The following is a 26,486-nucleotide window of genomic DNA, read 5'->3' as shown; positions in this document are numbered from 1 at the left end:
TCACACGTTCGGGTCTTGGTGAATCGCCCAGTCGTAGAACAGCACGAAGCCGAGCAGGCCGATGACGATGGACGCGCCACCGATGGCGATGCCCGAGATGGCCATGGTCCGGCCGCTGGTCCGTGGCCGGCCCTTGCTCTGCATCATGGCCACGATGCCGAGCACGATGCCCAGCAGCGAGACGACCGGACCGATGAAGCACATGAAATAGAGCGGCAGCGCGACCAGCGAGCACACCAGTGATCCGATGGCCATCCCGTCGTTCGACGGCGGTGGCGGGTACGACGAGTACAGCGGGGGCGGCAGGTATCCCGGCGGCGGATATCCGGGTGGCGCCATCCCCGGCGGTGGGCCGTACGGCCCGGCGGGCGGGGCACCGTAGAAGCCTGGTGGCGGCGGACCGGGAGGCGCGGGGAACGGACCCGTCGGTGGCTGTGGCTGTGGCTGAGGCGCTGGTGCCGGTGCGGGCGGCCCCTGCTGCCAGGGGGCGGAGGTGGGTCCGGGCTCTTCGACAGCCGGGTACTCGTACACCGGATAGTCACTGGTCGCTTCGGCGTCGGTACCGGACGGCGGGCGGACCGGATCGGCCGGGCGCGACGGACCCCAAGAGGGCTGCCCCGACTCCCCGCCCGGACTTGTCATGCCGACCAACCTAGCCTAAGAGATCATGGCATCGTGGTAGTCGAAGTGCGTTCCGCGGCGACTGACAGGAGACCAGGAGCATGACGAATCCGCTGCAACCCGACCGGACCCCGGGCCCGGGTGGACAGCCGGGATTGCCGACTCCGCCGAAGGGCTGGCCCATCGGGTCGTACCCGACCTACGCCGAGGCGCAGCGGGCCGTCGATTACCTGTCAGACCAACAGTTTCCGGTGCAGCACGTGACCATCGTGGGCGTCGACCTGATGCAGGTCGAGCGGGTCACCGGGCGGCTCACCTGGCCGCGCGTGCTGGGCGGCGGCATCTTGACCGGGGCGTGGCTGGGCCTGTTCATCGGGCTGGTGCTGGGGCTTTTCGGCACCAACGCGTGGGGTTCGTTGCTCACCGGCCTGATCGCCGGTGTGTTCTTCGGCTTGATCACCTCGGGCGTGCAGTACGCGATGTCCCGCGGCACAAGGGATTTCAGCTCCACCATGCAGCTGGTCGCGGGACGCTACGACGTCCTGTGCGACCCGGTGTGTGCCGAACAGGGCCGCGACCTGCTGGGGCGCCTGTCTCTGTAGCGGTCGGCGGCCCTGCCGCCTGATCGGCACCTATGGCGGCGATATGTTGCACGGCACACCCGCGGCGCTCTACGGTTTGCGCGCGGGAGGTTCCCGTGAGACAGGAGGCGTCCGTGGTGCGCGCGGGAAAGCTGCGGGCTGCGCTGGCAGCGGGTGCGGCGGCGTGCACGGCCGCCACGTTGGTCTCCGCCTGCGGTTCGGGTGCGGGCGGCACCGTCGTCAGTGTCTACACGTCGGCCAATGAGAAGGCGACATTCTCGGCCCTCGCCAGGCGGTGCAACGCCGAACTCGGCGGCCGTTTCAGCATCAAGCAGGTCAGTCTGCCCAAGGGCGCCGACGATCAGCGGCTGCAACTGGCGCGCCGGCTGACCGGCAACGACAAGAACCTCGACATCATGGGCCTGGACGTCGTGTGGACCGCCGAGTTCGCCGAGGCCGGCTGGGCCGTGCCGCTTTCCGACGACCCGGCCGGAAAAGCGGAAGCCGACGCCGCCGACGACACCCTGCCCGGACCGCTGAAGACCGCGCAGTGGCAGGGCCGGCTGTTCGCCGCGCCCATCACGACCAACACCCAAATGCTCTGGTACCGGGCCGATCTGATGCCCGAAGCGCCGGCCACCTGGGACGACATGGTGGCGCAGGCGACGCGGCTGCATGCCGCCGGGGGACCCAGCTGGATCGCCGTGCAGGCCAAGCAGTACGAGGGCCTGGTGGTCTGGTTCAACACCTTGCTGACCAGTGCCGGCGGCAGCGTGCTGTCCGACGACGGAAAGACCGTCACCTTGACCGACACCCCTGAGCACCGCGCCGCGACCGTCAAGGCGCTGCAGGTCATCAAGTCGGTGGCCACCGCACCCGGCGCCGACCCGTCGATCACCCAGACCGACGAGGGGACGGCGCGGCTCGCCCTCGAGCAGGGCAAGGCCGCGCTCGAGGTGAACTGGCCGTTCGTGCTGCCGTCGCTGCTGGAGAACGCCGTCAAGGGCGGTGTGCCGTTCCTGCCGCTCGACGAGGTCGCGGAGCTCAAGAGCGCCATCAACGACGTCGGTACCTTCGCGCCCGACGATGCGCAGTTCACCACCGCCTACGACGAGAGCAAGAAGGTGTTCGGCTTCGCGGACTACCCGTCGGTGCAACCCGATGTGCCGGCGAAGGTGACCATCGGTGGGCTGAATCTTGCTGTGAGCAAGACCAGTACGCACAAGGCCGAGGCCTTCGAGGCCATCCGGTGCATGCGCAGCGCGACCAACCAGCAGTTCACGTCGGTGGAGGGCGGGCTGCCCGCGGTGCGCGCGTCGCTGTATGACGATGCCAAGTTCCAGGCCAAGTACCCGCAGTACGCGGTGATCCGTCGTCAGCTCGCCGATGCGGCGGTCCGGCCGGCCACGCCGCAGTATCAGGCGGTGTCGACACGGATTTCGGCGACGCTGGCCCCGATCACCAAGATCGACCCGGAGCGCACCGCCGACAAGCTGGCCTCCGAGGTGCAGCAGGCGATCGACGGCAAGGGGCTGATCCCGTGAGCGAGGCTCGCCGAGCGAACAAACTGGCTCCGGGCCGTGTCGACAACCCCGAGCGCCGACTCGCGTATTCATTGATCGCACCCGCCGTGCTGGTGATGCTGGCGGTCGCGGCGTACCCCGTCGCCTACGCGGTGTGGCTGAGCCTGCACCGGGACAACCTGGCGGCGCCGAGCGAAACCCGGTTCGTCGGGCTGGACAACTACGCGACGATCCTCACCGACCACTACTGGTGGACGGCCTTCGTGGTCACCCTCGGCATCACGGTGGTGTCGGTGGCCATCGAGTTCGTGCTCGGCATGGCGCTGGCGGTGGTGATGCACCGGACCATGTTCGGCAGTTCCGTGGTGCGCACCGCCATCCTCATTCCGTACGGCATCGTGACCGTAGCCGCTTCTTACAGTTGGTATTACGCGTGGACGCCGGGCACCGGGTACCTCGCCAACCTGCTGCCCACGGGCACCGCGCCGCTGACCGAGCAGTTGCCGTCGCTGGCCATCGTGGTGCTCGCCGAGGTGTGGAAGACCACCCCGTTCATGTCGCTGCTGCTGTTGGCCGGGCTGGTGCTGGTGCCCCAGGACCTGCTCGACGCTGCCCAGATGGACGGCGCGGGCCGCTGGCAGCGGTTCGCCAAAGTGACTCTGCCGCTGATGAAACCGGCGATCCTGGTGGCCCTGCTGTTCCGCACGCTGGACGCGTTCCGCATCTTCGACAACATCTACGTGCTCACGGGCGGCACCAACAACACCGGCTCGGTGTCGATCCTGGGTTACGACAACCTGTTCAAGGCGTTCAACATCGGCCTCGGCTCGGCGATCAGTGTGCTGATCTTCGCCACTGTCGCGATCATCGCGTTCATCTACATCAAGATTTTCGGTGCCGCGGCGCCCGGTGCGGAAGCCGAGGTGCGCTGAGATGAGCGATCAGACGCGTGGCGGCCGGCTCGCCGGCTGGGGTGTGGTCAACGTCCTGGTGGTGGTCTACGCGCTGCTGCCGGTGCTCTGGATTTTCTCGCTGTCACTCAAGCCGACGTCAACGGTCAAGGACGGCAACCTGATTCCGCGTCAGATCACGTTCGACAACTACAAGGGCATTTTCACCGGCGGCGGTTTCGGTTCGGCACTGATCAACTCGATCGGCATCGGGTTGATCACCACCGCCATCGCCGTGACGATCGGTGGCATGGCCGCCTATGCCGTGGCCCGCCTTGACTTTCCGGGTAAGCGGCTGCTGGTCGGTCTGGCCTTGTTGATCTCGATGTTCCCCCAGATCTCACTGGTGACACCGCTGTTCAACATCGAGCGCACCGTTGGGCTGTTCGACACCTGGCCGGGCCTGATCCTGCCGTACATCACCTTCGCGCTGCCGCTGGCGATCTACACCCTGTCGGCGTTCTTCCGGGAAATCCCTTGGGATTTGGAGAAGGCCGCCAAGATGGACGGCGCCACACCGGGGCAGGCCTTCCGGAAGGTGATCGCGCCGCTGGCCGCGCCCGGCATCGTCACCGCGGCGATCCTGGTGTTCATCTTCGCCTGGAACGACCTGCTGCTGGCGTTGTCGTTGACGGCCACGCAGCGGGCCATCACCGCGCCGGTGGCGATCGCGAACTTCACGGGCAGTTCGCAATTCGAGGAACCGACCGGTTCCATCGCCGCCGGGGCGATGGTCATCACGGTGCCCATCATCATCTTTGTTCTGATCTTCCAACGACGGATCGTCGCGGGCCTGACGTCCGGTGCGGTTAAGGGGTAGTTCATGGCCGAAATCGTTTTGGACCACGTCACCAAGAGTTACACCGGTGGGGCGACCGCCGTGCAGGACCTGTCGCTGACCATCGCCGACGGTGAGTTCCTGATCCTGGTCGGGCCGTCGGGGTGCGGAAAGTCGACGACGCTCAACATGATTGCCGGGCTGGAGGACATCAGCTCCGGCGAACTGCGCATCGGTGGCGAGCGGGTCAACGAGAAGGAGCCCCGGGACCGGGACATCGCGATGGTGTTCCAGTCGTACGCGCTGTACCCGCACATGACGGTGCGGCAGAACATCGCGTTCCCGCTGACCCTCGCCAAGATGCCGAAGGCCGACATCGCGGCCAAGGTCGAGGAGACCGCGAAAATCCTTGACCTGACCGCACTTCTGGACCGCAAGCCCGCCCAGCTGTCCGGTGGCCAGCGCCAGCGCGTGGCGATGGGACGCGCCATCGTGCGCAGCCCCAAGGCCTTCCTGATGGACGAGCCGCTGTCCAACCTGGATGCCAAGCTGCGGGTGCAGATGCGCACCGAGATCGCCCGGCTGCAGGCCCGGCTGGGCACCACCACCGTCTACGTCACCCACGACCAGACCGAGGCGATGACGCTGGGTGACCGGGTCGTGGTGATGAGCGGCGGTGTCGCGCAACAGATCGGCACCCCCGATGAGCTGTACAACCAGCCGGCGAACCTGTTCGTCGCCGGCTTCATCGGCTCCCCGTCGATGAACTTCTTCCCGGCCACCCGGACCGACGTCGGGGTGGAACTCCCGTTCGGTGAAGTCACCCTGAGCGACGAGGCCCGCGCGGCGCTGGACCAGCACCGGCCGTCGGCCGACCTGATCGCGGGTGTGCGCCCCGAACAGTTCGACGACGCCTCGGTGATCGACGCCTACGCGCGCATCCAGTCGCTGACCGTCGAGGTCGATGCCGAGCTGGTGGAATCGCTCGGCGCGGACAAGTACGTGCACTTCCGGATCGATGGTGCCGGCGCTCAGGCTGCCCAGCTGGACGAGCTGGCTGACGACACCGCCGACGCCGGATCGAGTGAGAACACTTATGTGGCAAGGGTTTCGGCCAAGTCGTCCGCGACGGCGGGCGGCAAGGTCGAGCTGGCCCTCGACACGTCGAAACTGACCCTGTTCGATCCGGCGACGGGTCGCAATCTGTCGCTACCGCAGTGACCGACGTCCTCGCAGCGGTAAAGGCCCACGTGACGGCGTATTTCGCCGGCCGCGGCAGCACCGCCGAACCGGTGGGCGCCAGCGTCACCTTTCTCGGCGCCGACCCCATCGAGGTGCTGCGCTACGGACCGACCGACAACGACGTGTATCACTATGCGTCCCAAGGGTGCTCGCGATACCCCATGGCGGACCCGACGGACATGATGGCCGATGGGGTCAGCGGTCCCCGGGCGGAAGCGGTGCTGTCGCTGCGCGGCCCCACGCCGCCGGGGCTGGCCCGCTCGATCGCGGTGCTGGCATCGGCGCCGGCCGTCGAAGGCCTGATCCTGGAGCCCGACGCTCTGATCGACCTACAGGAACCTGTGTGGCAAGGCGCCGCATTCACCGCATTCCTGTTGGGCGCCAGTGAGATCGGCGATGTCGAACTGCCCGAGCCCTACCAGCCGGTGCGGATCCTGACCGCCACCCCGATCACCGCGACCGAGGCCGCCTGGGTGCGGCTCAAAGGCGCCGACGCGATGCGCGATGCGTGGCAGCAGGACGGCGTCGACGTCCTCGATCAGCGGCGCCGGGCCGCGGAACCCCGCGCTTAGTCCCAATTGCCGCACTCCTCAACGCGGCTCGTGCCTCGCCGCTAGATCGTCGTACGGCTAGGACGTGTTGTTCGGGCAGGCGACATCAGCCCACACGACGTCGCCTTCGGCCGGTTCGTCGGAGGACGGGTTGTTGACCCGGACCACTGTGCAGCGGGGCAGCAGCGTGGGCTTGTTTCCGTTGAGCCAGTTGAGTCTGACGGTATAGCCCTCGGCTTCGAGGTCTCTGATGACGGCGTCCGCGCCGTTGGCGTGGGCGGCGGGTGCGGTGATGCCGGTGAGCAGACCACTGGCAACGACCAACGCGACTACGGTGGACTTGCTCCCAATTTTCATTGGAAGATCATGCCCGATTGGTTGTTACCGGTGGTCCGTTTTGCTATGGACCGGATCGCTCAGTGCCACACGGACCTCGGCCGCGGCACGCTCGGCGGCGCGCACTGCGCCCTCCAGGTAGCTCTCGAATTCGGGCGCGGCCTCGGTGCCGGCCCAGTGCAGCCGGCCCACCGGCACGGTGGCAGCGTCGGTGTATCCGGTCAGTATCCCCGGCGCGCGGGTACCGACGCAGCCGTTGATCCACGGCTCGTCGACCCATGACTTCTCCACCACCTCAACGGGATTCGCGGCTTCGGGTCCGAACAGGGTGACCAGGTCCCGCACGAACGCCGCGTGGCGGGCGGCTTGATCGTTGAGCACGTCGTCGGTCCAGGTGAAGCCGGGACCTGCCCCCGCTGTGCCGACGAAGACCAGGAGGACGCCCACGCTGCCATCCGCCGGGGAGTTGTCGACCACGAAGTGCGCGATGGGCAGATCGGTGAGGGCCGATCCGTTGAACCCCTGCTTCCGCCAGAATGGCTTGTCGTACACGGCGAAGACCTTGGTTTCGGTGCCGTTGTGCCAGGCGCGCTGCAGCGCCGTGCGGCGGACCGGTAGTTCGGGTGTGACGCGAATCCGGCCCGCGTCGGCAGGGGTCATGGCGACGATGACGCGCTGACAGCGAACGGCGGCCCGCGCCGACCGGACCAGTACCTCGTCGTCGCTCTGCTGAATCTCGGTGACGGGGGAGTCCAGGATCACCCGGTCACCGAGTTTGTTCGCGAGTGTCGTGGACACCAGGTGCATGCCGCCGATCACCCGGGAGTCCTGTGCACCGTCGCGAGTGTTCGCCATGAAGGTGATGCCACCGGATGTCGCGATCTGATGCAGTACCTTGAGCAGTGAAATCCGGTGCGGGTCTTCGGCGTACATCATCGTGAAGCACGTGGTGAACAGGTGCCGGGCCTCATCGACGAGGCAGTTTGCGTCCAGCCAGTGGCCGAGCGTGGTGCTGTCCCAGCTGTCGGCCTTTTTCGCCGTCCATGGCGCCGCGACGGGCACCTGCTTGGCCATCCGCTCGAGCCGGAACTGCGCCTGCGCGAAGGCGAGCAGGGCGAGTGGGCCCAACGGTGGGATGGTGCCCTGGTAGCTGCGCCGTTTCCCGTGCTGCAGGTAGATGCTGTCGCCCTCGGTGTAGGTCCGGAATGTCGACAGTCCCAGTTCCTTGATGAGCGCGTACATCCGGGTGTGCAAGGCGCCGATCCACTGGCCACCGCCGTCGGTGACGGCGCCGCGGCCGACATCGACGTTGACCGTCCGGCCGCCCACTCGATCGCCGGCTTCGAGCACCAGGACCGAAATTCCTTGCTGGGCAAGTCGATAGGCGGCAGTGAGGCCGGATAGCCCGGCACCGACGATGACCACGTCAACGTCGCGGTAACCACTCTGTGGCTCGGTCATAGCTCGATGCCTCCTGCTCGCTTGGTGCAAATTGAAACTCGATTCGGGATTGAGTTTAGGAACGGGCGCTGCTAGCGTCAAGCTCGAAATCGATTCTGGATCGACTTTGTGACGGATTCGACCGGATGACAACCTCAACCGATAGGGGTATGGCCATGGCCACCAAGCGAATTGTCTTCATCGGGGCGGCCGGCGAGATGTGTCGCCTGGCCATCCAGCGGTTCGCCGTCGCTGGCGGGGACTGGGAGCTGGCCCTCTATGACATCCGCCCGGAGCTCCTCGATCAGCTGCTTCAGCAGTTGCCGCCGGGCCTGGCAACCGCCGCGCGACTCGATCTGTACAACGTCGAAGACCTCCGCAACGCGGTCGAGGGCGCCGCGCTGGTGGTGCTCGGTGCCGGTCCGTACAACCGCACTGCCGGCCCCGTGATGGCGGCGTGTCTGGCGGCCGGGGTGCCGTACCTCGACTTCGACGATGACATCGAAAGCACTTTGCACGCACTGTCTTTGCATGACGAGGCCCGGGCTGCGGGAGTTCCGATGTACATCGGTTGCGGCGCGTCGCCAGGCATCACCAACGTCCTGGCTGCCGACGCCGCGGGCGAACTGGACACCGTCGAGAACATCGACGTGTACTGGGTGGTCGGCGATGAGCGCGGATCCGTCGGCCGCGCGGTGCTCGACCACATGCTGCGGGTCGCCGCCGGCCCCTGCGTGACGTGGCAGGCCGGCGGGCCGGTCATGCATCAGTCGTGGGTGGAGACCCGCTGGACAGAGTTGGGCGGCGGTTTGGGCCTGACCATGGTTCATGAGACCGCGCACCCCGAGCCGGTGACGTTGCCGCGAAAGTATCCAGATGCCAAGAATATTCGCTGCTTTGGTGGGCTGGACCCGGCGGGCTACAACGGCCTCGTTCGGGGCCTCGGCCTGGCGGTGCAGAAGGGTCAGATGTCCATGGAAGCGGCCATCGACTTCGCCGAGGCGGTGATGGCCAACAAGTTCGGCAGCGTCACCGGTTGGCGCCATGCGTTATCGGGGATATTCAAGCTCGTGTCCGCCGGCGAGGCGACGCGCATCGGGCTGCTCAAGTTCCTGGCCCTGGCGGCGGTGGGTCACACGTTTCCGCATAGATCGGGACTGAAGGTCGAGGTGACCGGTCTGCGGAACGGCGTGCCCACGGCGGTGACCCGCCGCACCCCGGTGAGCGGTGCCGGCACCTATCTGTTCACCGATATGGCCGCTGCCACCGGCACGGCCTGCGCCGCCTTCATGGTGGCGGCGCTCGATGACGAACTCGACACTCGTACAGGCGTTTTCACTCCTGAAGAATGGGTAGAACCGCAGCGGTTCTACCAGGCGCTGGAACAGGTCGGCACCCCGCGCCGCGAGATTCTCGACGTCGTGCACTAGGGGGCAGCCATGGATCTCAAGACCGCATTGTTCGCGCTCGCCGATCTCTTCATGATGTTCGCGGGGTTCACTTACGGACTCAAGTTCATTCGCAACTACCAGAACTATCTGCTCGGCCTGGAATGGATCATTGTTGCGACTTCGGGGACCAACTTTCTCATCTACGGATTGGTCGGTGCCGACGAGTCCAGCCCGATGTATCACCTGGCGTTCTTCCTCGACGCGTTTTCCCGGTCCATCGGCATCACGGTGATACTGGTCCTGGGTTTGATGAAGGTTACCCATGGGTTCACACCGTCACTTGCCGTCGATATCGGCGTTTTCGCGCTCGCCATTGTCGGGGGGCTGGTGATGTCCAACTTCGGCGCCGAACTCGGCCTTGCCCGGCCGGTCTTCTATCTCGTGATGAATGCGCTCACCAGTTTGTTCCTGCTCTATTTCGCCTGGCGACTGTGGGCGGTCGGTGCCTGGGGAAACGCGCTGGCCGTCTTGGCTGCCGCCGCCGCCGGAGCTGCGGTGGCGGGGACATACGACTTCTATCGCATTCCCGGCGACGACGCCCACCACACCATCTTCTACATCATCGCGCTCGCCACTTGGGGTGCCCAGATGGTGGTGTGCTACTTCGGCTATCGCGCACTGCACAACAGCAACGAACGAATCGAGGCCCGGCGAGCTCGGGTTGATAAGGTCTCGAATCGTGTTCGATAACGGGATGCCGGCATTGCCTACGGCGGTGCAGCGTCGCGGCATCGAGCGGGTACAGGCCATTCTGGATGCCGCCGCGGCGTTGCTGACCGAGCAGGGTTACGAAGCTGCCACGTTGAAGGCGATCGGCGAGCGCGCCGGCATCCCGACCGCGTCGTTGTATCACTACTTCCCGGACCGGCACCAGGTCGACGCGGCGCTCGCGCAGCGACACCTGCGTGAACTCGACGGACAGATTTCCTCCTCGGTGCACGTGTCGAAGCTGCGGACATTGAGTGAAGCCGTCGACGCGATCGTCGACCCGTATCTCATCTACTTCCGCGAGCACCCCGACTTCGTGCAGCTGTGGTTCGCGAGCCGGACCCCGGGGCTCAATGAATTGGCCCTGGAGTTCGACGAATTCCAGGCAAAGCAGTACTGGCAGTTGCTCATCGACAAGAAGCTGATCCGGTCAGATACCCCGGAATTGGTGGCGCAGATGGCGTTCGAGGCGGGCAACCGGCTCTTCGACGTCGCTTTCCGGCGGTTGCCCACCGGCGATGACGTCGCTATCGATGAAGCCCGCCGCCTGCTGACCGCCTACCTCGGGACCTATGCACCGAAGGCGACCAAGGCGCGTCGCACGAACTAGGTCACAGCCAGTGGTTGTGCCGGAACGTCCGATACAACCCCGTGCACACCAGCACCATCAACGTCAGCACCCCGAAATACCCGTAGTGCCAATGCAGTTCGGGCATGTTGTCGAAGTTCATGCCGTAGATGCCGGCGATCATGGTGGGCATGGCGGCGATGGCGACCCACGCCGAGATCTTGCGCATGTCCGCGTTCTGTTCCATCCCGACCTTGCCCAGTGCGGCCTGCACCAGCGAGCTCAGCAGATCGTCGAACCCGGTGATCTGGTCGGCGGCCTGACTGTTGTGGTCGTGCACGTCGCGGATGTAGCGGCGAACTTCTTTGGAGATCAGGTCGTTGTGGTCGGACAGCAGTCGCTGCAGGGCCATGGTCAGCGGGTTCACCGAGTGCCGCAACTCGACGACTTCGCGCTTGAGCAGGTAGATGCTCTCGATGTCGGTCTGGGCGCGTGAGGAGAAGACGGTCTGCTCGACGGCGTCGATGTCTGTCTCGACGAGCGAGGTGACATCCAGATAGCTGTCCACCACATGGTCGGCGATGGCGTGCATCACCGCATAGGGCCCCAGCGTGAGGATGGTGGGCGACTCGTCCAGCCGGTGCCGCACCCCGGCCAGTCCGCTGTGCTCACCGTGCCGGACGGTCACCACGAAGTCGGGTCCGACGAACACCATGATCTCGCCGGTCTCGACGATCTCCCTGGCGTTGGCCACCGACTCGTGCTCGACGTAGCTGACGGTCTTGAGCACCAGGAACAGGGTCTGGTCGTACCGTTCCAGCTTGGGCCGCTGATGAGCGCAGACTGCGTCCTCGACTGCCAGTTCGTGCAGTCCGAAGACATCGGCGACGGCTTGCATCTGGTGGTGATCGGGCTCGTGGAGCCCGATCCACACAAATGCCTCCGCGCCGGCCGCGCGCAGTTCGCGCACCTTCGCGACGGCGGCGCCGTGGGTGTATTTACCGGGCAGGCGCGAGCCCATGGAGTAGACGCCGCAATCCACCGTCGCGCGTGCGACCGGCACGTGGATGGAGCTGGCATCGGGGCCGGTGGGGGCCTTTTTCGGGGTCGGGCGGAAATTCGACGGTTGTAGTGCGCGGAACGAGGGCATGCGGCTGACCTCCCGTGGGGCGGACTTTCTCGACCAATAGACCAGTGGCAAATGCTACGCGTAACCGGCGGGTAGCTTTTGTGTGAAGTAGCCTGACGCGGTGTCAGATAAGACAGGTGCTGTGCGCACACCCCAGGTGGTCATCGATGATGCGGAAATTTTCGCCGCCCACGAAGGGGGCAAGCTCTCCGTAGCCCTCAACGAGCCGCTGGATACCCAGCGTGCGTTGTCGATCGCCTACACCCCGGGTGTCGCCCAGGTCAGCCGCGCCATCGCTGCTGATGCGACCCTGGCCAAGAAGTACACCTGGGCCAACCGCCTGGTCGTGGTCGTCAGTGACGGCAGCGCCGTGCTCGGCCTCGGAGACATTGGCCCGGCGGCTTCTCTGCCGGTCATGGAGGGCAAGAGCGCCCTGTTCAAGACCTTCGGCGGGCTGGACTCCATCCCGATCGTGCTGGACACCAAGGACCCCGACGAGATCGTCGAGACCCTGATCCGGCTGCGTCCGACGTTCGGTGCCGTGAACCTGGAGGACATCTCCGCGCCGCGATGTTTCGAGATCGAGCGCCGCGTCATCGAGGCGCTGGACTGCCCCGTCATGCATGACGACCAGCACGGCACCGCCATCGTGGTGCTCGCAGCGCTGCTGGGTGCCACCAAGGTGCTCGATCGTGACATGCACGACCTCAAGGTCGTGGTGTCCGGCGCTGGTGCGGCCGGCGTGGCCTGCACCAACATCATGCTGGCCAGCGGCATTCGCGACATCGTCGTGCTCGACAGCAAGGGCGTCGTGCATTCCGGCCGCGAAGACCTCAACTCCTTCAAGGCCGAACTCGCCGGCCGCACCAACCCGCGCGGCATCACCGGCGGTGTCGCCGAGGCGCTCGACGGCGCCGACGTCTTCCTCGGCGTCTCTGCCGGTCTGGTGCCCGAAGAGCTCATCGCCACGATGGCCCCGAACGGCATCGTGTTCGCGCTGTCCAACCCGGACCCGGAGATCCACCCGGACGCCGCCCGCAAGTACGCCGCGGTGGTGGCGACCGGCCGCAGCGACTTCCCGAACCAGATCAACAACGTGCTGGCGTTCCCCGGTGTGTTCCGCGGGGCCCTGGACGCCGGTGCCCGTCGCATCACCGAGGCCATGAAAGTGGCTGCCGCAGAAGCCATCTTCTCGGTCGTCGGTGACGATCTGTCCGTCGACTACATCGTGCCCAGCGCGCTCGACCCGCGCGTGGGTCCGGCCGTGGCGGCCGCAGTGGCCGCCGCGTCGCAAGCCTGAGCACCGTGAGCCGCCGGGTCGCGGTGGGCAGTGTGGCGCTGGCCGCACTGATCACCGCGACGACGGCGGGCTGCAGCACCGGGCAATCCGTGCCGGGGCCACCGGCGTTGACCGTCGGCGCGGCGCCGACACCCGAGTCGAAGCTGCTGGCCCATCTGTATTCCGCGGCGCTGGGATATTTCGGTATCCCGACCCGCGTGCATCTGGTCCCGGATCCTGTTGGGGCCCTTGATTCCGCCGATGTCACGGTGGCGCCGGGTCTGACTGGCGAACTGCTCGCCAGGTTCGTCCCGCACGCGACGGCGCGGGCCGACGAGCAGGTGTACCGGTCGATGATCTCGGCGCTGCCCGAAGGGGTGGCCGCTGCCGATTACACCGCGTCAGCGCAGGACAAGCCGGCTGTCGCGGTTACTGCGGCGACGGCCGACCGCTGGGGCACAAAGGATGTCGCGGCCCTGCCGGGCCATTGCGGCGGACTGTCCGTCGGGGTGGTGACGGGTGACGCCCACCCGGCTCGGGTGGGGGACTGCGTCCTGCCGGCCGCCCGTGAATTCACGGACACCGCAAGCCTTTTCGCTGCGCTGAAAGCCGGTGCGGTGGCGTTGGCGTGGACCTCGACCGCAGCGCCGGCGGCACCGTCGGGCGTGACGGTGCTGACCGACCGGACCGCATTGATCCGCGCCGAGAACGTGGTGCCGTTGTACCGGCGCAATGTCCTGGCTGAGCAACAGGTGTTGGCGCTCAACGGAATTGCCGGCGAGCTCGACACAGCGACGCTGACCGACATGATCGGTCAGGTCGACAAGGGCGCCGATCCGGCGGCGGTAGCGGGTGCGTGGTTGGCCCAGCACCCGCTGGACCACTAGCCGAGCTTCGGCAGCACCCGTCCCGCGATGGCCGCGAACAGGCCCTGGTAGGCGCCTGACCCGGTGATGCGGACGATCACGTCGACGATCTTGGCGTCCGGTCCGACCAGCACCCGGGCGTGGCCCTTGCGGACCGACTCGAGAATGATCTGGGCGGCCCGCTCCGGTGTGGTGAGGGCGCCCTTGTCGAACAGTTTGTTCAGGCCTGCGGAGTCGATGTCCGCGGCCGCGGTCGAGTTCCGCACGATGTTGGTCTTGATGCCGCCGGGGTGCACCGTGGTGACCTTGACCGGGTGCCCGGCCAGCTTCATCTCCTGGCGCAGCGCCTCGGTGAAACCACGCACCGCGAATTTGGCTGCGTTGTAAGCGGATTGGCTGGGCACCGCGAACAGCCCGAAGATACTCGAGACGTTGACGACGTGCCCGTCACCCGAGGCGATCAGGTGCGGCAGGAAGACCTTGGTGCCGTTCACGACGCCCCAGAAGTCGACGTCCATGACCCGCTCGATGTCTTTGAACTGGCTGACCTCGAGATCGCCGGTGAAGGCGATGCCGGCATTGTTGTAGATCTGGTTGACCTTGCCGAAGTGCTTGACCACGTCGTCGGCGTACAGCGCGAAGGCCTCGCGCTCGGCGACGTTGAGTCGGTCGGCCTTCACCGGGGCGCCGATGGCCTTGACCTGTTCCTCGGTCTTGGCCAGGCCCTCGGTGTCGATGTCGCTGATCGCCAACAGCGCACCTGAGCGCGCCAGTTCGATGGCCAGTGCCTGCCCGATGCCCGATCCTGCTCCGGTGATCACGCAGACCTTGCCGGCGAATCCCTCCATGAACGCTCCTTTGCGTTGGTTGACGGGGTCAGTGCGAACGTGTCGGCAGCACGCGTGAGGTGACGCGCGAGAACAGGTCCTGGTAGGCGCCCGAGCCGGTGGCCCGGATGATCAGGTCCAGCAGCTTGGCGTCGGGCCCGACGAGCACGCGGGCGTTGCCCTTGCGGACGGCCTCGAGGATGATCTTGGCGGCGCGTTCGGGGGTGGTCTTGGCCAGCTTCGCGTCGAAGGTCTTGGCCAGTTCCTTGGGATCGAGGCCCTCGACGGCGGTGGAGTTGCGGGCGATGCCGGTCTTCACGCCACCGGGGTGCACTGTGGTGACCTTGACCGGGTGACCGGCGAGCTTCATCTCCTGGCGCAGCGCCTCGGTGAAGCCGCGGACGGCGAATTTGGAGGCGTTGTAGGCGGCCTGGCCGGGGACGGCGAACAGGCCGAAGACGCTGGAGACGTTGATGACGTGCCCGTCGCCGGAGGCGATCAGGTGCGGCAGGAATTCCTTGGTGCCGTTGACGACGCCCCAGAAGTTGACGTCCATGACGCGCTCGATGTCCTTGAACTGGCTGACCTCGATGTCGCCGGTGAAGGCGATGCCGGCGTTGTTGTAGATCTGGTTGACCTTGCCGAAGTGCTGGGCGACGGCGTCGGCGTACAGTGCGAAGGCTTCGCGCTCGGTGACGTTGAGGCGGTCGGCCTTGACGGGCGCGCCGATGGCCTTGATCCGCTCTTCGGTCTCGGCGAGGCCCTCGGTGTTGACGTCGCTGATCGCCAGCTTGGCGCCCGAGCGGGCGAGTTCGATGGCGAGCGCCTGGCCGATGCCCGATCCGGCTCCGGTGACGACGCAGACTTTTCCGGCGAAGCCCTCCATGAACACTCCCTTGTGTTGACGCGTGATGACTTGGCGTCAGGCTAGCCGATACCCGCGGTTCCGGGTGAAGCGGACGCCGCCCGCTGCGGGCCAATGTGTGGATCGCGCAAGGAAATCAATGATGCCAGGGCTTTGAGCTCGGTTTCGCCTGTTGTCGTGAGCATTCTGAAAACGCTTCATCGGCGGGATGTCAACGTAGACAGGAGGCGGGCGATGCACGAACCGTGGGGTCTGTCAGGACCGGATTTTTTGGTGCAGTTCATCGGGGTCTATGTGCTCGCGGTGGTTTTGGTGTTCTGGGTCAGAGGGATTCTGTCCGGTTCTCGTGGGCGTCAGGTGGGTAGGCCGCTCGATGATGCTTATCGGACGGCGTTTCTTGCGGGTGGTCCGAGGAGAGTCGTGGATACCGCGATCGCGCAGACGGTCTTGAGCGGCCGGATGCTCGTCGCTCGAGAGGGCGGGCTGACGGTCGCCGCGGGTTCCATCGGTCGCGACGCGGTGGAGGAGGCGGTGCTCGAGGCCGCGCGCGAGACCGGTTCAGCGGGGCGACGACGCATCAAAGGACTGCGTGACCATCCGCAGGTTTCCGCGGTTGGTGAGCACTTGAGAGCCGACGGCTTGCTACCCACGGGCGTACGGGTGGTGCTCTGCCGCGTCGTTGCGCTGCTGCCTGGTGCGGTGTGGGTGGTCGGCGTCGTCCGGGCGGTCAACGGCGCGGAGCTCCATCGTCCAATCGGTGCACTGATTGTCGTCCTGGTGGTGACGGCGTTGGTGTCGTTGATCGTCTGGTCCATGGCCGCGGTGGGTGCCGGGCATCGCCCGACCATGGACGGGCGGCGGGAGCTGGAAGCTGTTCGCGAGGAGTACGACGCGCGTGTAGCGGATGGTTCGGTGCTCGGGTCGGCGCAGGTGATGGGTGTGGCGCTGTTGGGCTTCGCGGCGCTGACCGACCCCGATCTGCGGAGTGCGCTGGTCGGCGCCACTGGCAGCGACGGCGGTGGGGGCGGTTGCGGCGGGGCCGGTTGTGGCGGTGGTGGTTGTGGAGGCTGCGGGGGTTGCGGAGGATGAGCACCGCGATCGGTATCGGCTGGCGCCCCGAAATCGACCTGTCGATCGAGCGGCTGCCCGGCGTCGAGTTCGTCGAGGTGATCGCCGAAGGCATCAAACCCGAGCGACTGCCCGACTCGCTGCAGGCATTGCGGGCCCGTGGTGTTCCCGTTGTCCCGCATGGTGTTTCGCTCTCGCTCGGTGGGGCGCAGGTGCCTGAGCCGGCCCGCCTGGCGCACCTCGCCGCGTGTGCGGCGGCGCTGGATGCGCCATTGGTCAGCGAGCACATCGCCTTCGTGCGCGCCGGTGGCAGCGAGGCCGGGCACTTGCTGCCGGTGCCGCGCACCCGCGCGGCCCTCGATGTCGTCGTCGAGAACGTTCGGATCGCCCAAGACGCGCTCGGGGTCCCGCTGGCCCTGGAACACGTTGCGGCAGTGCTGGAATGGCCCGACCGGGAGTTCACCGAGGCCCAATTCCTGGCCGAGATCGCCGAACGCACCGGCGCGCTCCTGCTGCTGGACGTCGCGAACCTCTACACCTCGGCCGTCAACTTCGGCGCGGATCCTCTCGATGCGCTCGAAACGTTGCCGTTGGAACGAATCGCCTATGTCCACGTGGCCGGCGGCGCCTTGCGCGACGGCATCTGGCACGACACTCACACCGACGCCGTGGCCGAGCCGATCTTGGAGCTGCTCGCCGAGCTCGCGAGCAGAACCGTGTTGCCCGCCGTCATGTTGGAACGCGACGGCGCCTATCCGGCAGTGGACGTGCTCGCGGGGGAGCTCTCGGCCATCCGGTCCGCTGTCGGCCGCGAATCCGCAGGCACGGTCAGTCCCTGGGCGGCGGGCCTGTCGCGGTATCCGAGCGTGCCGTCACCGCACGTCCCTGAGACAACTCGTCACGAGCTCGCCGTCGCGCAATGTCACCTGCTGAATGCGCTGCTCGGACTGGCCGAACCGCCACCGGGCTTCGACGCAGACCGGGTCGCAGTGGCCCGGACTGTGCTGACGCACAAGCGAGCGCACCGTCTCACGAAAACGAGCTTGGGTGCGAAGTTCCGCCGGAAGTTCGCACCCAAGCTCATGTTCGGTATTTAGGGGGCGAAGGCCTCGTCGATGATGGCCTGCTGCTCGATGGCGTGCACCTTCGAGCTACCCGACGACGGCGCGCTCATGGCCCGGCGCGAGATGCGCTTGATGCCGGTGAGGCGGTCGGGGAGCAGTTCCGGCAGGCTCAGGCCGAACGTCGGCCAGGGTCCCTGGTTGGCCGGCTCTTCCTGCACCCAGAAGTACTGCTGCACGTTCGGGTACTGGGCCAGGGTGGCTTCGAGACGGCGCTTGGGCAGCGGGTACAGCTGCTCGATGCGGACGATCGCGATGTCTTCGCGGTTGTCCTTGGCCTTGCGTGCCACCAGGTCGTAGTAGAGCTTGCCGCTGCACAGCAGCACTCGCGTGACCTTGGCCCGGTCGCCGACCCCTTCTTCGTACGTCGCCTCTTCGAGCACCGAGCGGAACTTGATCTCGGTGAAGTCCTTGACGTCGCTGACCGCGGCCTTGTTGCGCAGCATGGACTTCGGGGTGAAGACGATCAGCGGCCGGTGGATGCCGTCGAGGCCGTGCCGGCGCAGCAGGTGGAAGTAGTTGGCCGGGGTCGACGGCATGGCGACCGTCATCGAACCCTCGGCGCACACCTGCAGGAACCGCTCGATGCGGCCCGACGTGTGGTCCGGACCCTGGCCCTCATGGCCGTGCGGCAGCAGCAGCACGACGTCGGAGAGCTGGCCCCACTTGGCCTCACCCGAGCTGATGAACTCATCGATGATCGACTGGGCGCCGTTGACGAAGTCACCGAACTGGGCTTCCCACAGCACCATGGCGTCGGGGTTGCCGACCGAGTAGCCGTACTCGAAGCCGACGGCGGCGTACTCCGACAGCGCCGAGTTGTAGATCAGCAGCTTGCCGCCGGTCGGGGTGCCGTCGGTGTTGGTGGCCAGCAGCTGCAGCGGGGTGAACTCCTCGCCGGTGGTGCGGTCGATCAGCACCGCGTGCCGCTGGGTGAACGTGCCGCGCTGGGTGTCCTGACCGGAGAACCGGATCAGGCGGCCCTCGGCGACCATCGAGCCCAGGGCGAGCAGCTCGCCGAACGCCCAGTCGATCTTGCCCTCGTAGGCCATCTCACGACGCTTCTCCAGCACCGGCTTGACGCGCGGGTGGACGTTGAAGCCCTCGGGCACCGCCAGGTGCGCGTCGCCGATGCGGGCCAGCAGTGACTTGTCGACCGCGGTCAGCAGGCGCTGCGGGATGGTCTGGTCGGACTCCACCGATTCGCTGGGCTCGATGGTGTGCTTCTCGAGCTCGCGCACCTCGTTGAAGACCCGCTCCAGCTGGCCTTGGTAGTCGCGCAGGGCGTCCTCGGCCTCTTTGATGGAGATGTCACCACGGCCGATGAGGGCTTCGGTGTAGGTCTTGCGGACGCCGCGCTTGGTGTCGATGACGTCGTACATGTACGGCTGGGTCATCGACGGGTCGTCGCCTTCGTTGTGGCCGCGGCGGCGGTAGCACAGCATGTCGATGACGACGTCCTTCTTGAACGCCTCACGGAAGTCGACCGCGATCCGTGCCACCCAGGCGCAGGCCTCGGGGTCGTCGCCGTTGACGTGGAAGATCGGCGCGCCGATCATCTTGGCCACGTCGGTGCAGTACTCGCTGGAGCGCGAATCCGTTGGCGCCGTGGTGAATCCGATCTGGTTGTTCACCACGATGTGGATGGTGCCGCCGGTGCGGTAACCCTTGAGCAGCGCCAGGTTCAGCGTCTCGGCCACCACGCCCTGGCCGGCGAACGCGGCGTCGCCGTGCAGCATCATCGGCATGATCGAGAAGCGGCCGTGTGCGTCGCTGTCGTCGTGTTCGTCGCCGACGAGCAGGTCCTGCTTGGCCCGGACCAGACCCTCGAGGACGGGGTCGACGGCTTCGAGGTGGCTCGGGTTGGCCACCAGCGACACGTCGATCTCGTTGTCGCCGAACATCTGCAGGTAGTGGCCGGTGGCGCCGAGGTGGTACTTCACGTCGCCGGAGCCGTGTGCCAGGGCCGGGTTGAGGTTGCCCTCGAACTCGCTGAAGATCTTCGAGTACGGCTTGCCGACGATGTTGGCCAGCACGTTGAGGCGGCCGCGGTGCGGCATCCCGATGACCACTTCGTCGAGGTTGTGTTCGGCCGCCTGGTCGATGGCGGCGTCCATCATCGGGATGACGGCCTCCGCGCCTTCCAGCGAGAAGCGTTTCTGCCCAACATATTTGGTGTGCAGGAAGGTCTCGAATGCCTCGGCGGCGTTGAGCTTGGACAGGATGTACTTCTGCTCACCGACCGTGGGCTTGTCGTGCTTGACCTCGACGCGCTCCTGCAGCCACTTCTGCTGCTCGGGTTCGAGGATGTGGGTGTACTCGACACCGACGTGGCGGCAGTAGGCGTCGCGCAGCACCGACAGCACGTCGCGCAGCTTCATGAACTGCTTGCCGGCGAAACCGTCGACCTTGAACTCGCGGTCCAGGTCCCACAGCGTCAGGCCGTGGGTGTTGACGTCGAGGTCGGGGTGGCTGCGGAAGCGGGTCTTGTCCAGGCGCAGCGGGTCGATGTCGGCCATCAGGTGACCGCGGTTGCGGTAGGCCGCGATCAGCTCGATGATGCGGGCGTTCTTGTGGGAGATCGAGTCCGGGTTGTCGATCCGCCAGCGCACCGGCTCGTAGGGGATGCCCAGCTCGCGGAAGATCTCGTCGAAGAAGGCGTCGTCCAGCAGCAGGCGATGGACCGTGCGCAGGAAGTCGCCGGACTCGGCGCCCTGGATGATGCGGTGGTCGTAGGTCGAGGTCAGCGTGATGAGCTTGCCGATACCGAGCTCGGCGATGCGCTCCTCGCTGGCGCCCTGGAACTCGGCCGGGTACTCCATGGCGCCGGCGCCGATGATGGCGCCCTGACCGCGCATCAGGCGCGGCACCGAGTGCACGGTGCCGATGGTGCCCGGGTTGGTCAGCGAGATGGTGACGCCGCTGAAGTCCTCGGCGGTCAGCTTGCCGTCCCGCGCACGCCGGACGATGTCCTCGTAGGCCGCGATGAACTGGCCGAATTGCATTGTGTCGCAACGCTTGATGGCTGCGACGACGAGCTGGCGCGAGCCGTCCTTGTTCTGCAGGTCGATGGCCAGACCGAGGTTGGTGTGCGCCGGCGTGACGGCGGACGGCTTGCCGTCCACCTCGGCGAAGTACCGGTTCATGTTGGGGAACTGCTTGACCGCCTGGACGATCGCGTAGCCCAGCAGGTGGGTGAAGCTGATCTTGCCGCCGCGGGTGCGCTTGAGGTGGTTGTTGATGACGACGCGGTTGTCGATCATCAGCTTCGCGGGGATGGCACGCACGCTCGTGGCGGTCGGCACGTCCAGCGACGCGTTCATGTTCTTGACGACGGCGGCCGCGGCGCCGCGCAGCACCTGCGTCTCCGAGTCCTCGGCCACCGCCAGTGCGGGAGCGGCCTTGGCGGGAGCGGCCTTGGCCGGGGCCGGTGCCGCGGGTGCCGGAGCGGCAGCAACGGGCGCGGCGGCAGGAGCCGGTGCGGCCGGCGCGGGGGCCGGGGCCGGAGGCGCCGCGGCGGGTGCCGGGGCTGCTACGGCAACGGAATCCGTTGTGTCCGTTATGGGTTCGGGGTTGTAGTCACGTAGGAAGTCGTGCCAACTCGGGTCCACCGAGGACGGGTCCTCACGGAATTTGCGATACATCTCTTCGACCAGCCACTCGTTCTGACCGAATGGTGAAGGTGATGTGCTCACGGCCGCTATTCGCCTCGTTTCCTTCTGCCCGACGAGCGCTGGACCTCAGCCCGGCATAGCCCGCCATATGTTGTGTTGGCGGTCGCCCGCCCCGGTGCCGCCTAAGGCTAACCCGTCGGTCGATTCCTTGGTCGGCGGAAGTCAGTGAATGGTCAAGTATTGGTGCCTCAGCACCACGGAGAGTTTGCTAATCCCGCGCCTCGGGCAGCACGTGCAGTGTCTGCCGCCACCGCGCCGGCGGCGGACCGAACGCCGCGCGGGCGTTCTCGATGATCTTCTTGCTCATCAACCGGTTGCCCACGCCACCGATCACCGCGCCGATGCCAACCGGCAACAGCTTGCCGAAGGCGATGGCGCCACGCTTGAGCGCGTACTTCTTCACGAAGAACTTCAGCAGCCGTGAATTCAGTTGCGAGACAGCCGGCAGTGGCACGGTCGCCGCGCCGTCGGCCAGCCAGGCGCCACTGGTGCGGCCGGTGCCGAGCAGATCCCCGATGGCGTGCTTGCCCTCATCGCCGACCAGCACCGCGAGCACCAGAGCGCGCCGGCGTTCTCGCTGTTCGACCGGGATGCCGTGCACCTCGGCGACCGCCAGGGCGAACACCGCGGTCGCTTCGAGGAACACCACGGTCTCGCCCGCGACCGCCGACATCGCGACGATGGTGCCGATGCCGGGGAAGGCGGCGGCCGACCCGACTGCGGCGCCGCTGGCCATGGTCGCGGCGAGGTAGTGGGTCTCGAGCTTGGCGATGATCTCGGCCGGGGTGGCGCCAGGTTTGTGTTCACGCAACCGGTTGACGTAGGCCGCCACGGCCGGCGCCTGCACCCGGGCTCCGCCTTCGAGGATGTGCGACAGTGCCTTGGCGGCGGCGCCAGGATTCTCGTCGCGGGCGTCATGCTTCACAGGCAACTGCCCCTTCATGCTGGAGCGAGCACTCATCGGCCGGCCTCTCCATCTCCGTACTCAGGATTTCAGGCTATCGCGTGGTCAACGATCGGCGCGTCATCTGAGTGCCCGGCACCGGCTGAGCCGGTAAATGCATCTGGACCTGCCTGGTTTGCCGGGAAGAAAAAACCGGTATGCATTGCTAACCATATTCATGGCAGCATCGCCCCTTGTGGATCTGACAGCGGTAGGTGACGCCGCCAGTAGTGGCGCGCTCCCCGAAGCACCGGAGGTACGTCCGGCGCCGAGCCGCACCCGGATGATCGTGGTGCTGGGACTGCTGGTCGCGCTCGGCCCGCTGACCATCGACATGTACCTGCCCGCACTGCCGCGTATCGCCTCTGAGCTGGGGCTGTCGTCGTCGGTGGCGCAGCTGACGCTGACGGGGACGCTCGGCGGACTGGCGCTGGGGCAGCTGATCGTCGGCCCGCTGTCGGACGCGCTGGGCCGTCGGCGGCCCCTGGTCGCCGGCATCCTGCTGCACATGGCGGCCTCGGTGCTGTGCCTGTTCGCGCCGAACATCGAGGTGCTGGGCGTGGCTCGCACGCTGCAGGGCGTGGGCGCCGCCGCAGCCTCCGTCGTGGCCATCGCTGTCGTCAGTGACCTGTTCGAAGAGTCGGTCGCCGCCGTCGTGATGTCCCGGTTGATCCTGGTCCTGGGCGTGGCGCCGGTGTTGGCGCCGTCGTTGGGCGCGGCAGTACTGCTGCGCGGTTCGTGGCACTGGGTGTTCGCCGCACTCGCGGTGCTCGGTGGTGCGATCCTCGCGGTGGCGGTGCTGGCCCTGCCCGAGACTCTCGCGGCCAAAGACCGGCGCCCGTTACAACTGCGGGCAATTCTGCGCACCTACGTCGAGGTGCTGAGCGATATCCGGTTCGTCGTGCTGGTCATCGTCGGCGCACTCGGGATGTCGGGTCTGTTCGCGTACATCGCGGGTGCCGCGTTCGTGCTGCAGGGGCGTTACGGCCTGGACCAGCAGGCCTTCGCCCTGGTGTTCGCCGCCGGCGCGATCGCGCTGATCGGTGCCACCCAGTTCAACGTCGTGCTGCTGCGCCGGTTCGAGCCGCAGAAGATTGCTCTTGTCGCGCTGGTCGCCGCATCGGTGTTCGGCCTCGGGTTCGTCGCGCTGGCGTTATTGCACGTGGGCGGTCTGGCCGCTTTCCTGATTCCGGTCTGGGCCATGCTGGCCGCGATGGGCCTGGTGATTCCCAACACACCTGCCGTCGCACTGGCCCGTCACCCTGATGCCGCCGGCACCGCGGCGGCCGCACTGGGTGCTGCCCAGTTCGGTCTCGGCGCGGCGGTGGCACCCCTCGTCGGCGCACTGGGCAACGGTGAGTTGGCTCTCGCGGCGGTGATGACGACGGGCGTCGTGGTTGCGCTGTTGGCGCTGCTGTCCGTCGGGGACATGGGCGAGTCGGGACACGAACGCCACCGGGCTTAGCCCCTCGGGCCCATCGGGGTCCTTGCCGACATGGCCGAGCTGCTGACTTGTTCGGATCCGCGACTGTCCGTAGCGTCGAAGTCGAGGCCGGCACGTCCGCCGGCCACCGGACTTGATACCCACTGCATGCAAACGTTGATTTCCGCCGGAGTTTGTCGGTGAGTGCTGCGCAGGTCAGTCGACCCTGGATTGCCCTCTGGGCCATGATGTTCGGCTTCTTCATGATCCTGGTGGACTCCACGATCGTCTCCGTCGCCAACGTCGTCATCATGCAGAAGCTCGGCACCGACTACGACGGTGTCATCTGGGTGACCAGCGCTTACCTGCTGGCCTATGCGGTGCCGCTGCTGGTCGCCGGCCGGCTCGGTGACCGCTTCGGGCCGCGCAACCTGTACCTGGCCGGGCTCGCCGTCTTCACGCTGGCGTCGCTGTGGTGCGGCCTGTCCGGCAGCATCGGGATGCTCGTCGCCGCGCGCGTGGTGCAGGGTCTGGGTGCGGCGTTGTTGACGCCGCAGACGCTGTCCACGATCACCCGCATCTTCCCGCCCGATCACCGCGGTGCCGCCATGAGCGTCTGGGGCGCCACCGCCGGAGTGGCGACGCTGGTCGGCCCGCTGGCCGGTGGCGTGCTGGTGGACCACCTCGGCTGGCAGTGGATCTTCTTCGTGAACGTGCCGATCGGCATCGTCGGCCTGGCTCTGGCCTGGGTGCTGGTCCCTCAGCTGCCCACCGAGCGGCACCGGTTCGACGTGCTCGGCGTGGTGCTGTCCGGCGTCGGCATGTTCGGCATCGTGTTCGGCCTGCAGGAGGGGCAGACACATGACTGGGCCTGGTGGATCTGGCTGGTGATCCTCGGCGGCCTGGGCTTCATGGCGGCCTTCGTCTACTGGCAGTCGGTCAATCCGGACGAGCCGCTGATTCCGTTGACGGTGTTCCGCGACAACGACTTCTGCCTGTCCAACGTGGCCGTGGCCACCATCGGGTTCTGCGTTACCGCGATGATCCTGCCGGTGATGTTCCACACCCAGGCGGTGCTGGGTCTGAGCGCGACGCGGTCGGCCCTGCTGACCGCGCCCATGGCTGTGGTGTCCGGGATGCTGGCGCCGCTGGTGGGCAAGTTGATCGACCGCTATCCGCCGCAGCCGATCGTCGGGTCCGGGTTCTCGGCGCTGGCGATCGGGCTGACGTGGTTGTCGTTCGGGCTGACCCCGACGACGCCGATCTGGCAGCTGGTGCTGCCGTTCATCGCGATGGGCATCGGAATGGCGTTCATCTGGTCGCCGCTGGCGGCGACCGCCACCCGCAACCTGCCGCCGCGGCTGGCCGGCGCTGGGTCCGGTGTCTACAACGCGACACGGCAGGTCGGTTCGGTGCTGGGCAGTGCGGGCATGGCCGCCTACATGACGTCCCGGATCAGCGCCGAGCTGCCGACCGGCGGCCGGCCGGCCGCCAGCGAGGGCGCACAGGTGACGCTGCCGCCGTTCCTGCATGAGCCGTTCGCGACCGCGATGTCGCAGTCGCTGCTGCTGCCGGCGTTCGTCGCGTTGTTCGGTGTCGTGGCAGCGATGTTCCTGCGCGGCCAGGTGACCCCGGCTACGGCGCCGGCTCGGTATGTGGAACCGGCCGAGCCCAACTACTTTCCCGATGACGATGACTACGTCGAGTACACCGTCGACCGCGCCGCGTTCGATGCCGTGTACGACTCCGAACCGCGGGACTCCTGGTATGCCGAACCCGACGAGCCGCTCACCTCACCGATTCCGGTGCACGTCGACCCGGTGCCGTCACGGCCGGGCCGGCACTACCGCGAAGACGACGATGCCACCGATCCGGGTGTGTACGGCCTGCACTCGATGTAGCTCAGTAGACGCGGCTGCCCTGCGCCGAGAGCACGAAACCGTGGGCCTTCTTGTCTTGGCCCCAGGCTTCGCCAGGATTCTGGATCTCGCAGGTGAGTGATCCGTCACCCGCCGTCGCGCACACTTCGTCGTTCTCGTCGACGGACCCCTTGGCGCCGGGTACGACGATCTTCTGGCCGGGCGCCAACTCCCGGTAACTGGCGGGGTCGACGGGCACGCCGCCGTCCTGGGTTTCCTTCTGCTTCACATCCGCCTGGCCGTAACTCGCCACGCTGCCGGCCGCGACCTCCACCTGGGTCACGCCCGCGGGCACGCCCGGCAGCTTCCCCCAGCACGTGATGCTGGAGTAGTACTGCCACGAGTTCGGTCCGTCGTACAGCTCGCAGTGCACGTCCCCGGCGGTCTTGAACCGGTACGACGACCAGCCGTAGTGCTTGGGTCCGGCGTAGTCGCAGAGGTTCACCGGGGCGTAGCCGTCGAACCCGGTGATCACCGCGGGAGCGCGGCGGTTCGGATCGGTGGTGCCGCAGGCCGGTGCCGCGTGGCTGTCGGGCGCCCAATTGATCGCGAGCAGTGGCAACGTCAGGGCAACGACCGGGGCGAATCTGCGCACGATATTTGACGCTACCGCCCAAAGTGAG

The 26,486-nt window shown here is 66.9% G+C and carries 24 protein-coding genes; 15 read left to right on the top strand and 9 right to left on the bottom strand.

The window, feature by feature from the left end:
* Positions 1-642, bottom strand: coding sequence for a DUF4190 domain-containing protein (locus A7G45_RS30285; protein ID WP_260942473.1), 642 nt, complete (start codon positions 640-642; stop codon positions 1-3).
* An 80-nt stretch (positions 643-722) separates the two neighbouring features.
* On the opposite strand from A7G45_RS30285, the gene A7G45_RS30280 reads away from it, so the two are divergent.
* The 6 genes from A7G45_RS30280 (at position 723) to A7G45_RS30255 (ending at position 6,267) form a co-directional block, all read left to right on the top strand.
* On the top strand, positions 723-1,223 hold the full coding sequence (locus A7G45_RS30280) for a YflT domain-containing protein (RefSeq protein ID WP_260942470.1): 501 nt from the start codon (positions 723-725) through the stop codon (positions 1,221-1,223).
* A 113-nt stretch (positions 1,224-1,336) separates the two neighbouring features.
* Positions 1,337-2,746, top strand: coding sequence for an ABC transporter substrate-binding protein (locus A7G45_RS30275; protein ID WP_308204192.1), 1,410 nt, complete (start codon positions 1,337-1,339; stop codon positions 2,744-2,746).
* The gene (locus A7G45_RS30270; RefSeq protein ID WP_051954859.1) at positions 2,743-3,657 is read left to right on the top strand and encodes a carbohydrate ABC transporter permease; all 915 of its coding nucleotides are present in this window, start codon (positions 2,743-2,745) and stop codon (positions 3,655-3,657) included. Before A7G45_RS30275 ends, A7G45_RS30270 begins: the two co-directional genes overlap by 4 nt.
* 1 nt (position 3,658) lies before the next feature.
* Positions 3,659-4,495, top strand: coding sequence for a carbohydrate ABC transporter permease (locus A7G45_RS30265; RefSeq protein ID WP_043395448.1), 837 nt, complete (start codon positions 3,659-3,661; stop codon positions 4,493-4,495).
* Between the two features lie 3 nt (positions 4,496-4,498).
* The gene (locus A7G45_RS30260) at positions 4,499-5,674 is read left to right on the top strand and encodes an ABC transporter ATP-binding protein (RefSeq protein WP_260942466.1); all 1,176 of its coding nucleotides are present in this window, start codon (positions 4,499-4,501) and stop codon (positions 5,672-5,674) included.
* Positions 5,671-6,267, top strand: a complete 597-nt coding sequence (locus A7G45_RS30255; RefSeq protein WP_260942463.1) for a suppressor of fused domain protein — start codon at positions 5,671-5,673, stop codon at positions 6,265-6,267. Before A7G45_RS30260 ends, A7G45_RS30255 begins: the two co-directional genes overlap by 4 nt.
* Positions 6,268-6,324: 57 nt before the next feature.
* Here the strand turns inward: A7G45_RS30255 and A7G45_RS30250 are convergent, their stop codons facing one another.
* On the bottom strand, positions 6,325-6,603 hold the full coding sequence (locus tag A7G45_RS30250; protein ID WP_260942461.1) for a hypothetical protein: 279 nt from the start codon (positions 6,601-6,603) through the stop codon (positions 6,325-6,327).
* Positions 6,604-6,627: 24 nt separating this feature from the next.
* A complete protein-coding gene (locus A7G45_RS30245) occupies positions 6,628-8,043 on the bottom strand; it encodes a flavin monoamine oxidase family protein (protein ID WP_260942457.1) in 1,416 nt (471 codons plus the stop codon).
* A 155-nt stretch (positions 8,044-8,198) separates the two neighbouring features.
* Here A7G45_RS30245 and A7G45_RS30240 point away from each other — a divergent pair, with 155 nt between their 5' ends.
* Genes A7G45_RS30240 through A7G45_RS30230 form a run of 3 tightly spaced genes read left to right on the top strand, consistent with a single transcriptional unit; the run spans position 8,199 to position 10,791 of the window.
* Positions 8,199-9,452, top strand: a complete 1,254-nt coding sequence (locus A7G45_RS30240; RefSeq protein ID WP_260942454.1) for a saccharopine dehydrogenase family protein — start codon at positions 8,199-8,201, stop codon at positions 9,450-9,452.
* A 9-nt stretch (positions 9,453-9,461) separates the two neighbouring features.
* Positions 9,462-10,163, top strand: a complete 702-nt coding sequence (locus tag A7G45_RS30235; protein WP_260942451.1) for a transporter — start codon at positions 9,462-9,464, stop codon at positions 10,161-10,163.
* A gap of 4 nt (positions 10,164-10,167) precedes the next feature.
* Positions 10,168-10,791 (top strand): TetR/AcrR family transcriptional regulator, encoded by a 624-nt coding sequence (locus A7G45_RS30230; RefSeq protein ID WP_260942448.1) that lies wholly within the window; start codon positions 10,168-10,170, stop codon positions 10,789-10,791.
* Position 10,792: 1 nt separating this feature from the next.
* On the opposite strand, the gene corA is transcribed toward A7G45_RS30230, so the two are convergent.
* Positions 10,793-11,899: a magnesium/cobalt transporter CorA gene (gene corA / locus A7G45_RS30225; protein WP_043395440.1), complete on the bottom strand. Its 1,107-nt coding sequence runs from the start codon at positions 11,897-11,899 to the stop codon at positions 10,793-10,795.
* 136 nt (positions 11,900-12,035) lie between these two features.
* On the opposite strand from corA, the gene A7G45_RS30220 reads away from it, so the two are divergent.
* Together A7G45_RS30220 and A7G45_RS30215 are read left to right on the top strand one after the other, a co-directional pair.
* Positions 12,036-13,178 carry an NAD(P)-dependent malic enzyme gene (locus A7G45_RS30220; RefSeq protein ID WP_260943334.1) on the top strand — a complete coding sequence of 381 codons (1,143 nt, stop codon included), beginning with the start codon at positions 12,036-12,038 and terminating at the stop codon, positions 13,176-13,178.
* A gap of 5 nt (positions 13,179-13,183) precedes the next feature.
* On the top strand, positions 13,184-14,044 hold the full coding sequence (locus A7G45_RS30215; RefSeq protein WP_260942444.1) for a glycine betaine ABC transporter substrate-binding protein: 861 nt from the start codon (positions 13,184-13,186) through the stop codon (positions 14,042-14,044).
* Here A7G45_RS30215 and A7G45_RS30210 read toward each other — a convergent pair.
* Positions 14,041-14,871, bottom strand: a complete 831-nt coding sequence (locus A7G45_RS30210) for an SDR family NAD(P)-dependent oxidoreductase (protein WP_071285433.1) — start codon at positions 14,869-14,871, stop codon at positions 14,041-14,043. The two genes, A7G45_RS30215 and A7G45_RS30210, sit on opposite strands and share 4 nt — an antisense overlap.
* A gap of 28 nt (positions 14,872-14,899) precedes the next feature.
* Complete coding sequence (locus A7G45_RS30205) at positions 14,900-15,736, bottom strand: SDR family NAD(P)-dependent oxidoreductase (protein WP_260942439.1); 837 nt, start codon at positions 15,734-15,736, stop codon at positions 14,900-14,902.
* Between the two features lie 156 nt (positions 15,737-15,892).
* Between A7G45_RS30205 and A7G45_RS30200 the strand changes: the two genes are divergently transcribed.
* Positions 15,893-16,804 (top strand): TIGR04222 domain-containing membrane protein, encoded by a 912-nt coding sequence (locus A7G45_RS30200; protein WP_260942438.1) that lies wholly within the window; start codon positions 15,893-15,895, stop codon positions 16,802-16,804.
* Positions 16,801-17,880 carry an MbnB/TglH/ChrH family RiPP precursor modification enzyme gene (locus A7G45_RS30195; protein ID WP_260942435.1) on the top strand — a complete coding sequence of 360 codons (1,080 nt, stop codon included), beginning with the start codon at positions 16,801-16,803 and terminating at the stop codon, positions 17,878-17,880. The genes A7G45_RS30200 and A7G45_RS30195 overlap by 4 nt, the downstream gene beginning before the upstream one ends.
* On the opposite strand, the gene A7G45_RS30190 is transcribed toward A7G45_RS30195, so the two are convergent.
* The gene (locus tag A7G45_RS30190) at positions 17,877-21,599 is read right to left on the bottom strand and encodes a multifunctional oxoglutarate decarboxylase/oxoglutarate dehydrogenase thiamine pyrophosphate-binding subunit/dihydrolipoyllysine-residue succinyltransferase subunit (RefSeq protein WP_260942433.1); all 3,723 of its coding nucleotides are present in this window, start codon (positions 21,597-21,599) and stop codon (positions 17,877-17,879) included. The genes A7G45_RS30195 and A7G45_RS30190 overlap by 4 nt on opposite strands.
* Before the next feature lie 187 nt (positions 21,600-21,786).
* Entirely contained in the window at positions 21,787-22,539 is a 753-nt protein-coding gene (locus A7G45_RS30185) for a hypothetical protein (RefSeq protein WP_260942430.1), read from the bottom strand.
* 160 nt (positions 22,540-22,699) lie between these two features.
* Between A7G45_RS30185 and A7G45_RS30180 the strand changes: the two genes are divergently transcribed.
* Positions 22,700-23,986 carry a Bcr/CflA family efflux MFS transporter gene (locus A7G45_RS30180; RefSeq protein ID WP_377041967.1) on the top strand — a complete coding sequence of 429 codons (1,287 nt, stop codon included), beginning with the start codon at positions 22,700-22,702 and terminating at the stop codon, positions 23,984-23,986.
* A 203-nt stretch (positions 23,987-24,189) separates the two neighbouring features.
* Positions 24,190-25,845 carry an MFS transporter gene (locus tag A7G45_RS30175; protein WP_260943330.1) on the top strand — a complete coding sequence of 552 codons (1,656 nt, stop codon included), beginning with the start codon at positions 24,190-24,192 and terminating at the stop codon, positions 25,843-25,845.
* Position 25,846: 1 nt separating this feature from the next.
* On the opposite strand, the gene A7G45_RS30170 is transcribed toward A7G45_RS30175, so the two are convergent.
* A complete protein-coding gene (locus A7G45_RS30170; protein WP_260942427.1) occupies positions 25,847-26,458 on the bottom strand; it encodes a hypothetical protein in 612 nt (203 codons plus the stop codon).
* Positions 26,459-26,486 lie beyond the last annotated feature (28 nt).

It is taken from the genome of Mycolicibacterium llatzerense, assembly GCF_025331195.1.
GTDB lineage: Bacteria > Actinomycetota > Actinomycetes > Mycobacteriales > Mycobacteriaceae > Mycobacterium > Mycobacterium llatzerense.
The sequence above is the reverse complement of the archived record's forward strand: the minus strand, read 5'-3'. Positions and strand labels throughout refer to the sequence as shown.